Annotated in this window: 11 protein-coding genes; 4 read left to right on the forward strand and 7 right to left on the reverse strand. The window is 59.4% G+C overall.

Annotation, left to right across the window (positions count from 1 at the left end):
* Nucleotides 1-57: 57 nt before the first annotated feature.
* A complete protein-coding gene (gene pbpC, locus AGR2A_RS21020; RefSeq protein WP_080823328.1) occupies nucleotides 58-2,136 on the forward strand; it encodes a penicillin-binding protein 1C in 2,079 nt (692 codons plus the stop codon).
* A 115-nt stretch (nucleotides 2,137-2,251) separates the two neighbouring features.
* Here pbpC and AGR2A_RS21025 read toward each other — a convergent pair whose 3' ends face one another.
* Together AGR2A_RS21025 and AGR2A_RS21035 are read right to left on the reverse strand one after the other, a co-directional pair.
* Nucleotides 2,252-2,551 carry a hypothetical protein gene (locus AGR2A_RS21025; protein WP_004445697.1) on the reverse strand — a complete coding sequence of 100 codons (300 nt, stop codon included), beginning with the start codon at nucleotides 2,549-2,551 and terminating at the stop codon, nucleotides 2,252-2,254.
* A gap of 678 nt (nucleotides 2,552-3,229) precedes the next feature.
* Complete coding sequence (locus tag AGR2A_RS21035) at nucleotides 3,230-4,393, reverse strand: M20 aminoacylase family protein (protein WP_072493277.1); 1,164 nt, start codon at nucleotides 4,391-4,393, stop codon at nucleotides 3,230-3,232.
* A 164-nt stretch (nucleotides 4,394-4,557) separates the two neighbouring features.
* Here AGR2A_RS21035 and AGR2A_RS21040 point away from each other — a divergent pair, with 164 nt between their 5' ends.
* Together AGR2A_RS21040 and AGR2A_RS21045 are read left to right on the forward strand one after the other, a co-directional pair.
* A complete protein-coding gene (locus tag AGR2A_RS21040) occupies nucleotides 4,558-5,676 on the forward strand; it encodes a D-alanyl-D-alanine carboxypeptidase family protein (protein WP_072493276.1) in 1,119 nt (372 codons plus the stop codon).
* A 193-nt stretch (nucleotides 5,677-5,869) separates the two neighbouring features.
* Complete coding sequence (locus AGR2A_RS21045) at nucleotides 5,870-6,988, forward strand: CobW family GTP-binding protein (RefSeq protein WP_072493275.1); 1,119 nt, start codon at nucleotides 5,870-5,872, stop codon at nucleotides 6,986-6,988.
* A 231-nt stretch (nucleotides 6,989-7,219) separates the two neighbouring features.
* On the opposite strand, the gene AGR2A_RS21050 is transcribed toward AGR2A_RS21045, so the two are convergent.
* The 5 genes from AGR2A_RS21050 to AGR2A_RS21070 all read right to left on the reverse strand — a co-directional run bounded on the left by AGR2A_RS21050 (nucleotide 7,220) and on the right by AGR2A_RS21070 (nucleotide 11,124).
* On the reverse strand, nucleotides 7,220-7,468 hold the full coding sequence (locus AGR2A_RS21050) for a sulfurtransferase TusA family protein (protein WP_072493274.1): 249 nt from the start codon (nucleotides 7,466-7,468) through the stop codon (nucleotides 7,220-7,222).
* Nucleotides 7,465-8,760, reverse strand: coding sequence for a L,D-transpeptidase family protein (locus tag AGR2A_RS21055; RefSeq protein ID WP_072493273.1), 1,296 nt, complete (start codon nucleotides 8,758-8,760; stop codon nucleotides 7,465-7,467). Before AGR2A_RS21055 ends, AGR2A_RS21050 begins: the two co-directional genes overlap by 4 nt.
* 191 nt (nucleotides 8,761-8,951) lie before the next feature.
* Nucleotides 8,952-9,905 carry an acetyl-CoA carboxylase carboxyltransferase subunit alpha gene (locus AGR2A_RS21060; RefSeq protein WP_004445681.1) on the reverse strand — a complete coding sequence of 318 codons (954 nt, stop codon included), beginning with the start codon at nucleotides 9,903-9,905 and terminating at the stop codon, nucleotides 8,952-8,954.
* 62 nt (nucleotides 9,906-9,967) lie between these two features.
* Nucleotides 9,968-10,954 (reverse strand): site-specific tyrosine recombinase XerD, encoded by a 987-nt coding sequence (xerD, locus tag AGR2A_RS21065; protein WP_072493272.1) that lies wholly within the window; start codon nucleotides 10,952-10,954, stop codon nucleotides 9,968-9,970.
* Entirely contained in the window at nucleotides 10,951-11,124 is a 174-nt protein-coding gene (locus AGR2A_RS21070) for a hypothetical protein (RefSeq protein ID WP_034497628.1), read from the reverse strand. Before AGR2A_RS21070 ends, xerD begins: the two co-directional genes overlap by 4 nt.
* A gap of 188 nt (nucleotides 11,125-11,312) precedes the next feature.
* On the opposite strand from AGR2A_RS21070, the gene AGR2A_RS21080 reads away from it, so the two are divergent.
* Nucleotides 11,313-11,894: a shikimate kinase gene (locus AGR2A_RS21080; RefSeq protein ID WP_004445677.1), complete on the forward strand. Its 582-nt coding sequence runs from the start codon at nucleotides 11,313-11,315 to the stop codon at nucleotides 11,892-11,894.
* Nucleotides 11,895-11,898: the final 4 nt, after the last annotated feature.

Consider the following 11,898-nt stretch of genomic DNA (forward strand, 5'->3'; position numbering starts at 1 on the left):
CGTTTCCTTCATCAGTCGTATAACTTCGTATAATGTATGCTATACGAAGTTATTACGATGAGGCGGAAAAAAGATGTCATCGTCGGCTTCGTTATGGCCGCATTGCTTATCGGCGGTGCGGCCTTCGGTCTGGATGCGCTGGACAAGGCCTACCCGCCGCCGCTCGAGACAGCGCGGCAGCGATCCTTCGAGGTGTTGGACCGAGACGGCAAGTTGCTGCGTGCCTTCGCAACAGCGGATGGCCGCTGGCGGCTCGACACCACGGCGGCCGAAGTCGATCCACAGTTCCTGCGGATGCTGGTCGCCTATGAGGACCAACGTTTTTACGACCATCACGGTATCGATCCCTGGGCCTTGCTGCGTTCCGCGTGGCAATTGGTGAGCAACGGCCGGATCGTATCCGGCGCCTCGACGCTTTCCATGCAGGTGGCGCGGCTGGTCGAGCCACGCGCCGATCGCTCCTTCTCGGCAAAGCTTCTTCAGGCCCTGCGGGCTATTCAAATCGAACGGCGGCTCAGCAAGGCGGATATCCTCGATCTTTATCTGAATATCGCGCCCTATGGCGGCAATCTCGAAGGCATACGCGCGGCCAGCCTCGCCTGGTTCGGCAAGGAGCCGGGAAGGCTCGACACGGCCGAGGCTGCCCTTCTGGTCGCCCTGCCGCAATTGCCAGAAAGGCGTCGCCCGGACAGGTATCCCGAGGCGGCGAGACAGGCAAGGGAACGGGTCTTGCAGAGGCTTGCCGTCGAACGTGTCGTGGGTGAGGGCGAAGCGGAACGGGCGACGCTTGCGGGCGTTCCGACCAGCCGGCGCGACCTGCCGGCGTTAGCACCGCACATGGCTGCTGCCGCGCGTGCGAAATTCCCCAATGCTGCGGAAATACGCTCGACTCTGAAGCTGTCGATCCAGCGGGAACTGGAAGGCGTGGCGCGCCATGCAGCAGGAAAAATCGGCGATAAGGTATCCGTCGCCATCGTCATGGCCGACGCAGAGAGCGGGGATATTCTGGCGGAGGTCGGCTCGGCGGATTATCTCGATACCGCGAGGAGGGGTTTCGTGGAGATGAGCCGCGCGGTGCGCTCGCCCGGATCGACCCTCAAGCCATTCATTTATGGCCTCGCCTTTGAGGATGGCCTGATCGGTCAGGAGACCATCATCGAGGATCGCCCGGCTGATTTTTCCGGTTACCGGCCGCGCAATTTCGACATGCATTATCAGGGCGATGTCAGCATCAGGCAGGCGCTGCAACTGTCGCTCAACGTGCCCGCCGTGAAATTGCTCGACGCGGTGAGCCCATCGGCGTTGATGGTGCGGTTCCGGCGGTCTGGCGTCACACTCGCGTTGCCCGCCAACGAAGCACCCGGGCTCGCCATTGCTCTCGGAGGCGCCGGTATTTCGCTTGTCGATCTTGTCCAGCTTTATGCCGGGCTAACAGGTGGCGACGGTCCGGTACGCCTCGGTGATGGCGTCCGCTCCGCCCCGGAACGACTGGAAGGCGACCGATTGTTTTCCGATGCCGCAATCTGGAACGTTTCGGACATCCTGTCCGGCGTGCTGCCGCCACTCGGCATGAAACAGCGCGGCATCGCCTACAAGACCGGCACCAGCTACGGTTACCGCGACGCCTGGTCGATCGGGTATGACGGGCGGCACGTGGTCGGAGTCTGGGTCGGCCGCGCCGATAACGGCGCCGTGCCGGGTATTGCCGGTTACGCGACGGCGGCTCCCATCCTTTTCGAGGCCTTTGAAAAATCGGGCGTGGCCATCACGCCAATGCCGGCAGCACCCTCCGGCGTCGCGCGCGTGAGCGTGGCCGACCTTCCGGCAAACCAGCGGCGTTTCACGACGACCGCAAACGGCCTGCTTTCGGCTTCAAGACGTGAAAGCGCCCCGCGCATCGTTTATCCGCCCGAGGGCGCGCGGGTGGAGCTTTCCGGCCAGTCGGGCATCTCGCCACTGGTGCTGAAGCTTCAGGGCGGGCGCGCACCCTTCCGCTGGCTCGCCAACGGTTTGCCTTTGCCGGATGCGTCCCACCGTCGCAACAGTGAATGGCGACCGGAAGGGCAGGGGTTTTCCACACTCACGGTGATTGACGCCGATGGCCGTGCGTCGAGTGTCCGGATTTTCGTCGAATGACGACGGCGCGTCCAAGTCAACAACGGCCGCCGAGGGCTCCTGTAAGACAGGCCTTGTGACCGTCTCGTCAACCAAGTGCAAGCCGGTCAACCGCGGGGAGATGAGCGGTCCAATCCTATTGAGCCACATCGAACGAATGGCGGTCGATCCGCTCCTGAAGCGAAGCCACAACCGCTTGCAGAAACTCCCGGCGTCTTTGATTGGTCGTTGCTGCCAGCGTCACCTGCAACCGGCTGCTGATCCTGTTCAGGAAGCCAACATGGTTGAAGCTGTCGGCGGCTATATTCACCTCCACCTCGTCCATGTAATGCGCCAGATGCGGTTCCAGCGCGAGATTTGCATCCGTCTGGTAGCAGGCAGCCATCTGTTCTCCAAGCGTGGACATCTGCACATATGGACCATATTCGTCGATCATCAAATCTCCCTCGTCTCGCGCGTCCCACTTCGACAGGCGCCTCATCGTCACTGATAGGAAATAGGAAGCGATTGCGGGCTTTCAACGTTCCCTTAGGAAGCTTTGAACTTTCTGTGTTCTAGGAGGAACCGCTATTATGTCGGTCGATCTGATATTTGCCAATTGCAGGCGGCAGGCTGGCAAAGAATACGCACCACTTCTCGCGCCCGGACCAGCTGTCTGCTGGTCGCTGTCCGATTATGTCATTGATTTTAAATAATTTTCAGGAAATGGTGTCCACGAGAGGATTCGAACCTCCGACCCCAGGATTCATACCGCTTCGGCTTTCGCCGCCGCCCTGCCTTGTTGGGAAGGGCGTTCGTGGTCTGGACTGTCCCTTCACCATGGGCCGTGAGGCCTTTAGGTGCTGCCCATCCAGTCTCTACACCTTCACCGGATTTCTCCGGAGCTTGGCTCGGGATTGGCATGCTGGAAGACCAGCGAAGCTTTCCCCGACTTTGAGCAGATCGATTGCGTCGTTTCCGGACGCAACCCCCAATTTGTCTTAGGAATCCTGTGCTCTATCCTGCTGAGCTACGTGGACACTGAATTGCTCTTTAACCTGACCCAGCCGGCGGATCAACCGCGTTCTTCATCGCGGTTGATCTCGTCCTCCGCTTTCTTCGCGTTGGCCTGACATCAGCTCGTCAGGCGCTGTTCTGCAAGTTTCACCCAATAGGAGATGCCGTAGGCGATGGCTTCGTCGTTGAAGTCATAACCCGGATTGTGGAGCCCGGCCGAATCGCCATTGCCAATAAAGATGAAGCAGCCGGGCCTTTCCTTCAGCATGAAGGAGAAATCCTCTCCTGCCATGGAGGGATCGACATCGGGGTCTACATTCGGTTCGCCAACCACATCGCGGGCCACACGGATAGCGTGGTTGGTTTCAGCGGCGTGGTTGAAGGTCACCGGGCAATAGCGCTCATAGACGACTTCGGCTTCTGCGCCATTGGCAAGCGCAATGCCTTCCGCCATCTGCTTGATACGTTCCTGGGCGAGATCGCGCACTGTCTCATCGAGGCTGCGCACGGTGCCGGCGATCAGCGCCTCGTTGGGAATGATGTTGTGGCTGGAGCCGGCCTGAAAGCGCGTGACCGAGACGACAACGGAGCGGATCGGATCGGCATTGCGTGAGGCGATCATCTGCAGGTTGCCTACGATCTGCGCGCCGATGGTGATGGGGTCGATCGTGCGGTGCGGCTGGGCCGCATGGCCGCCTCGGCCCTTTACCGTGATTGAGAACTTGTCCGGTGCTGCCATGATGCCGCCCTTGCGGATGGCGAAGGCGCCAAGCGGAATGCCCGGCATATTGTGCATTCCGTAAACTTCGTCGATGCCGAAACGCTCCATCAGGCCGTCTTCGACCATGGCGAGCGCGCCGGCGCCGCCTTCTTCCGCTGGCTGGAAAATGACAGCGATCGAGCCCGCGAAATTGCGGGTCTCGGTGAGGTACTTCGCCGCGCCGAGAAGCATTGCGGTGTGGCCGTCATGGCCGCAGGCGTGCATGGCGCCGGGCGTTTTCGATGCCCAGGCTTTGCCGGTTTCCTCGACTATGGGCAGCGCGTCCATATCCGCGCGGAAGCCGATGGTGCGATTGCCTGGAAGATTGCCCCTGATGATGCCGACGACGCCGGTGCGGCCGAGACCGGTCACGATTTCGTCAACGCCGAAAGATTTCAGCTTCTCCGCGACGAAGGCCGCGGTGTTGTCGACATCATACAAAATCTCTGGATTTTCATGCAGGTGATGCCGCCATTCGCTGACTTCCTGCTGGAGTTCGGCGGCTCTGTTCAAAATCGGCATTCGTTCATTCCTGGGTTCATCGGTACGGCGTGTCGTAAAACTCCATCCTCCGTGGTGGATAGTGCGCCGCATAATTGACGTAATCAATGTACTTTGCCATTGCTAGGACATATATGGTGAATATTGCCATTCCCCGACTGAAGACGGGAATTCGAGGACTAGCCTTGCCACAGACTTTCAAATCGCCAATCGCCGCCCGCCGGCTTTCCGCAGCCATTGCCATCATCACCGCCGGTGTCGTCGCCGCGGCCCCGGTGGCCAATGCCAATCCGAAAATGGTGGTCGATGTCAAAACCGGCAAGGTGATCTCGCACCAGGAAGCCTTCCGCAAATGGTATCCGGCCTCGCTGACCAAGCTGATGACCGCCTATATCGCCTTTTCGCAGATGAAGGCTGGCAAGATCAGCCCGCAGACCGAAGTGGTGATGAGCAAGAAGGCCGCCGACCAGCCCGCCTCCAAGATGTATTTCAAGCCCGGCCAGAAACTGACGATGGACAGCGCGCTGAAGCTGCTGCTGATCAAGTCCGCCAACGATATTGCAGTCGCGATTGCGGAGACCATCGGCGGCAACACGGATAATTTCGTGGCGCAGATGAATGCGCAGGCGCAGCGCCTCGGTATGAATTCCACGCATTACGTGAACCCCAATGGTCTGCCGGGGAAGGGCCAGTACACGACGGCCCGCGACCTCGCGCTGCTGGCGCTGATCATCAAGCGGGAATTTCCCGAATATGCGCATTATTTCTCGCTTGAGGGCGTCACCACCGGCAAAAAGAATTACGCCAATTTCAATATGCTGGTTGGCCGCTTCGATGGCGCGGATGGCATGAAGACCGGCTTTATCTGCGCTTCCGGGTTCAACCAGGTGGCATCGGCCGTGCGCAATGGCCGCTCGATCATCACTGTGGTGCTGGGTGCCGATAGTCTCGCGGGTCGAACCGACCAGTCGGCCGATCTTCTGCAGATGGGCCTGACGTCTCCTTCCGGTCAGGGTGTCTCGCTCGCCTCGCTTGCCCCTTATGGCGATACCGCAGAGGTCAACGATATCAGCGCCGAAATATGCAACCCGAAGGCGGCGAAAATCCGCAGTGAGGGACGCGACGATGCCGGCCGCATGGTCATCCATTCGCCCTATGTGCGGGAAATGACCCGTCCGCCGGAATATTCCTTCGCCGGTCTTATACCGGGCAGCGAGACGGTCGCGGTTAATGCGCCCAAGGGCGCGGCCGCAAAGGGCCAATTGGCGAATGTGCCGATCCCGATCCCGCGCCCCACATTCTGACGGACAGGCGAAGGTGCCGGGAGAGGTCTCCCGGCCGCCCTGCCATTTGGCTATTCGCAGATCGATCATGTTATGATATTACAATGTCGCTCGCGGCTTTCAGCCTCGGGCGATTTGTTTTAGCTTCATGCCGTTGCGGGTTTTATGTCCTGAACTGACTTCCCCAAAGCGGCAATCAACATACAGGCCAGACATGTCTCGCGATCGTATCCCGGTTTCCATTATCACCGGATTTCTCGGCGCCGGAAAATCGACTCTGCTCAATCGGCTCCTTAAGGATCCTGACATGAGCGACGCGGCGATCATCATCAATGAATTCGGCGATGTCAGCATCGATCACATGCTGGTCGAAAGCGCGGGCGAGGGCATTATAGAACTGGCGGAAGGGTGCCTTTGCTGCACCGTGCGCGGCGAACTGGTGGACACGCTGGCGGAACTGATGGACGGTATCCAGACCGGCAAGCTGAAGCCGGTGAAGCGCGTGGTCATCGAAACGACCGGCCTTGCCGATCCCGCTCCCGTCATGCAGTCGGTCATGGGTAACCCGGTCATTGCGCAGAATTTCGTGCTGGTTGGCATGGTCACTGTGGTGGATGCCGTGAACGGCCTCTCCACACTCGACAATCATCAGGAAGCTGTGAAACAGGTGGCTGTGGCCGATCGTATTGTCGTGACGAAACGAGCGCTCGCCGATGACGCCCCGATTGCGGCATTGACTGCCCGCCTAGAGGCGCTCAATCCGCGCGCGATTATCGAGGACGGTGACAAAACCGACTGGAGTGCTGCGGGGCTTCTCAATAACGGCCTTTACGATGCCGGCAATAAAACTGCCGATGTCAGCCGTTGGTTAGGCGAAGAGGCGCTGCACGATCACCACCACCATGATCATGCACATGATCACCACCACCACCATGACCACGACGTGAACCGCCACGATGCATCCATTCGTTCCTTTTCGATCATACACGACGAGCCGATAAGCCCAATGGCCATCGACATGTTTGTGGATTTGCTGCGCTCGGCGCATGGTGAAAAGCTTCTGCGCATGAAGGCCATCGTGAAGCTCACGGACAATCCGGACAGGCCGTTGGTGCTCCATGGCGTGCAGACGATTTTTCACGCGCCGGAGCGTCTTTCCGCCTGGCCGGACCCCGCTGATCAGCGCACGCGCATGGTGCTGATTACGAAGGATTTGCCGGAGGCTTTCGTAAAGGACCTCTTCGCTGCCTTCACCAGCGCGCCGGGTATTGACCGCCCGGACAGGCAGGCGCTGACGGATAATCCTTTGGCGGTTTCTGGGTTGAAGTTTTGAAGTAGTATGGAATGGCGGCCGGGCCGGGGTGTGGCTTACCCCCCTCTGTCCTGCCGGACATCTCCCCCTCAAGGGGGGAGATCGACAAGGGGCCTGCTCCGAATACTCTTTTCCGCATCGACGGTCGCAGCGAGCATACTGGCGAGGGAACGAGCGGCCACAGCGACTGATCTCCCCCTTGAGGGGGAGATGTCCGGCAGGACAGAGGGGGGTGAACCACCGGCGACACCGTCAAACGTCGGTTTTCCCACCCTTCATAATCCGAAACCGATGGCCCTTATCCAGCGCCGTCGTCTCCACCAGACGATGCCCATCCTCATTGCACATATGTGTAATATCGATCACCGCCAAAGGATCGGTCGTCTCGACGGTGAGAACATCCCCCGTCTTCAGCGTTGCAAGTTTCTTGCGGCTTCTCAAAACCGGAAGGGGGCATTTAAGCCCCCTCAAATCATAGATGATCTCGCTTGTTGCGGTCATTCCTTGGCCCAGAACTTCCAGAAGGGCTTCTTCTCCGGTGCTTCCGGCGCCGGGGCTGCGGAATAGGCAAGCGGGTTCATGGCTGGCACCGGAACGCTCTGGGCAGCAGCGCCAGTCTGGCCTGCTGCAGGCGTAGCCGAGGCAACCATTGTCGGGGCAGCTGGTGCCGGGTTCGATTGCGGCGCCGTGGCCGGTTGGTTAGCCGAAGGGCGAGGGCCACGCAGCGCCGAGGCGGTTGCGGTGGTCGCTGGCGAAGACGATGTCACCTGCTGCGCCTTCTTCTCAATCAGCGCGGCATATTCCGTTTCCTTCATCAGCTTGCCGGCCTTCAGCGCCGAGCCCGTCGGGGCATAGGCGGGTTCGCGGCCCTTGCGCTTTTCGGCCACCAGCGCCTTGCGCTCGGCTTCGCTCGGGTCGTACCAGGCCATGCCTTCATATTTCTTCATCGCCTTTTCATAGGCGAGATCGTAGGTCTTCTCATAGCTCGAAAGCGCGCTGACGAGTGCAGGCGGCGTGCTCATGGGCGGGCACTGGGCCGACGCGTTGAAGCTGCCACCTTCCGCCTGCTGGTTGAAGACATATTTCTTCTCGCAGACATTCACTTCCGGCGGACGTTTGGTGACTTCGAAATTGTCGTAACCAACCTTCAGCATCTTCCAGAATTCGAGGTGCTCGCTCTTGCGATGACGTGCCATGTTTTCCGCCGTCATGCGGAAAGGAAATGCCTGCAGCTGAACTGTCTTCTGGCCGCCCTTGAAGGCATCGCGGGCAAAACCGTAGATTTCAAGAATCTGCGCATCCGTCATCGAGTAACAGCCCGATGATGAGCAGGCGCCATGGATCATCAGGTTGGTGCCGTTGCGGCCATTGGCAGCATCGTAGCGGTTCGGGAAGCCGGTATTGATGGCGAGGTAATATTTCGAATTCGGATTGAGATGGGCTGGCGTCAGGTTGTAGAAACCTTCCGGCGCCTGCCGGTCGCCTTCCTTGACCTTGGGGCCGAGTTTTCCCGACCATGCGCAAATTTGATATTCGGCAATCTTGTCGAAACGGTTATCGCGCTTGGCCTTCCAGATTTCCAGCGCACCTTCTTCCTTGAAGATACGGATCATGATCGGCGACGTGCGGTCCATGCCCTTCTTGTCGATCTCGGCCAGAATGGACGGAGACAGCGGGTAATCAACCTTGTTCTTGATGTGCGACACATCACGTTCGACGGTTTCGAGTGTATCGTTACAACCGGCGAGAACGAGCGCGGTACAGGCAAGAAGTGCAAAATGTGTCAAACGCATGATCTGATCCGAAAGACGATGGCACGAAGTGACGGCAGTTCTATACCGTTCCGTGTGCAATTTAAATACGGTATTAACCGTTTACATCTTCTTAACTCAAATCGGATCCGCCCCCGCGGCCGCCGATCCATCTTTTGATGTGACCGGACTATGGCCGAGTTGGGGCGACAGCGGCGGAAATTAAGGCCGCCTCAGAGATTACGGCCGATATCCAGGAACTTCTGGCGGCGTTCGGCCCTAAGCTGCGTGCCCGAGCGCTGGGAAAGATCGGCCAGCGCCTTGGCGATAACGTCGCCTGTCGCGCTGATCACGGTTTCCGGCGCGCGATGCGCGCCACCGATCGGCTCGGGAATGATACCATCGATGACGCCGAGCGACTTCAGATCTTCCGAGGTGATCTTCATGTTGGTCGCGGCTTCCTTGGCGCGGGTCGAATCGCGCCAGAGGATGGATGCCGCACCTTCCGGCGAGATTACAGAGTAGATTGCATGTTCCAGCATGTAGACGCGGTTGCCGGTGGCAATCGCGATGGCTCCGCCCGAGCCGCCTTCGCCGATGACGACGGAGACGATCGGCACCTTCACGTTCAGGCACATTTCCGTCGAGCGGGCGATGGCCTCAGCCTGACCGCGCTCTTCCGCACCGACGCCGGGGTAGGCGCCCGCGGTATCGATAAGCGTGACGACAGGCAGCGAGAAGCGGTCGGCCAATTCCAGCACGCGGATAGCCTTGCGGTAACCTTCCGGGCGCGGGCTGCCGAAATTGTGCTTCAGGCGGCTCTTGGTGTCATTGCCCTTTTCCTGGCCGATGATGGCGACTGGCTGACCGTTGAAACGGGCAAGGCCGGCCTGTATGGCGGCGTCTTCGGAGAACTTGCGGTCGCCGGCAAGCGGCGTGAAATCCGTAAACAGCGCCTTGGCGTAATCGACGAAATGCGGACGCTGCGGGTGACGCGCGACCTGCGTTTTCTGCCAGGCGTTCAGCTTGGAATAGATGTCCTGCATCGCATCGTTGACGCGCGATTCCAGGCGGTTGATCTCCTCCGAGGTGTCTATGCTCTCGTCTTCATCGGCAAGCTTCTTCAGCTCGATGATCTTGCCCTCAAGGTCCGAGATAGGTTTTTCGAAGTCGAGATAATTGTGCATGAGATCCGTTTCCGATCGTTTTGCGCAAGGTTTGACCGGATTATCCGGCGGTTCCGGTCGCTCTAATCAAGGTTTTTGCCCTGTTTGGCAAGGGGGTGATGTGTTTGTACCAGCTCTTGCAAGCGTTCTTCCAGCACATGTGTATAGATTTGTGTCGTGGAAATGTCGGAGTGGCCGAGCAGTTCCTGCACCGCGCGCAAATCCGCACCGTTCTGCAAGAGGTGGCTGGCGAAGGCGTGGCGCAGCACATGCGGTGACACTGCCGAGGGGTGCAGCCCGGCCCGAATGGCGATGTCCTTGAGGTCGCGGGCGAAGACCTGACGGGGCAGATAGCCTTCCTTGCTGTTGGATGGGAAGAGCCACGGGCTATCCGTCGCTTCGGCCTTTTTCGTTGCCTTGCCATTTTCTGAGGCAAGCGCCTTTAGGGCGGCTTCATATTTTTCCATGGCCTCGATGGCCGTTCGGGAAAGAAGAACCATCCGGTCCTTGTTACCCTTGCCGCGGATCATCAGGAAACGTCCTTCCTGACGCAGCACTTTGACCGGAAGCGAGACGAGTTCGCTGACACGCATGCCGGTCGCATAAAGAAGCTCAAGCAGCAGATGCATGCGGATGCGCGCGAGCTGGCCGGGACCTTCGGTTGCCGCTTCCTGCGCCGCGAGCCCAAGGAGACGGTTTACATCGGCGACGCTCATCGTTTTCGGCAGGGCAACGCCCTTCTTGGGCGCATCGATGATGCCGGTCGGGTCGTCACTGCGCAGGCCTTCCGAATAAAGAAAGCGATAAAACTGCCGCATGGATGAGAGGCGTCTCGCCTGCGAGGTCGCAGCGAAGCCTTGCGCGGAAAGATGGGTCAGATAGGCGGAAAGGTCCGATGTGGCGGCTTCTGTCAGAGACTGGCGGCGGCTCCCAAGGAATTCGCGCAGGTCCGTCAGATCACGCTCGTAAGATGCGAGCGTGTTGGCGGCTGCACCCCGCTCGGCGCTCATCATCTCCAGAAAACTCTCCAGCCGCGCGCTGTCGCGCGCCGCCACCGGTTGACCGCTCATGGGGTGCGCCTTGCCGGTTCTGCCCCCGGTGGGTTCAGCCTTTCCGAGGGAATGCGCACCGTTACTTCGCGGTCGCGGGGCTGAACGACCATGACGAGCAGCACCATGCCGCCATAGACCAGCCCCGCGATGGTCGCCAGTATCATCGTGAAGCGGAAGAGGGTGGGCATGGCGGCTCCGTGAAGGTGGCGATCGAAACGTATATGCGGTGCGGCGAAACCGGCGGCAAGCTGAAAAAGCCTGCCACTGTCACCGCCGCATGCGGCGATCATTGTGATTCACCGCAATTCAGTCAGCAATTTGGCTTGACGCTTCGTAAACATTTGCAGATATCCATGCCAAACGGGCTTTCAAATTTATGAGCGAAACGAATTTATCCGTCCCGGCCACACTCGGGGAGCAAGCGCGGGCAAAACTCGGACGGCGCAATATCGTCTTTGTCGGACTGATGGGCGCCGGAAAGTCGGCGATAGGCCGCATGGTTGCCCAGCAGCTCAGGGTTCCCTTCATCGATACGGATGTCGAAATCGAACGGGTTTCGCGCATGACGATATCAGAACTTTTTGCCACCTATGGTGAAGAAGAATTCCGGGCGCTGGAAACGCGGGTCATCAAGCGGCTGCTGCGCGGCGGGCCCAAGGTCATCTCAACTGGCGGCGGCGCCTTCATAAACGACAATACGCGCCGGCACATCAGCCGTGGTGGGATTTCGCTGTGGCTGAAGGCGGATCTGGAGGTGTTGTGGGAGAGGGTGAACAAGCGTGATCACCGCCCGCTTCTCAAGACCGAAAACCCCAGGGCCACGCTGGCGGCCCTGATGGAGAAGCGCTATCCGATCTATTCGGAAGCAGATCTCACCATCGAATCCCGTGATGTCCGCAAGGAAATCATCGTGACCGAAGTGCTGGCCGCCATTGCCGGCATCGAACAGAAAGACTGATTCC

The organism is Agrobacterium genomosp. 2 str. CFBP 5494, assembly GCF_900013495.1.
In the GTDB taxonomy this organism is placed as follows: Bacteria; Pseudomonadota; Alphaproteobacteria; order Rhizobiales; family Rhizobiaceae; genus Agrobacterium; species Agrobacterium pusense.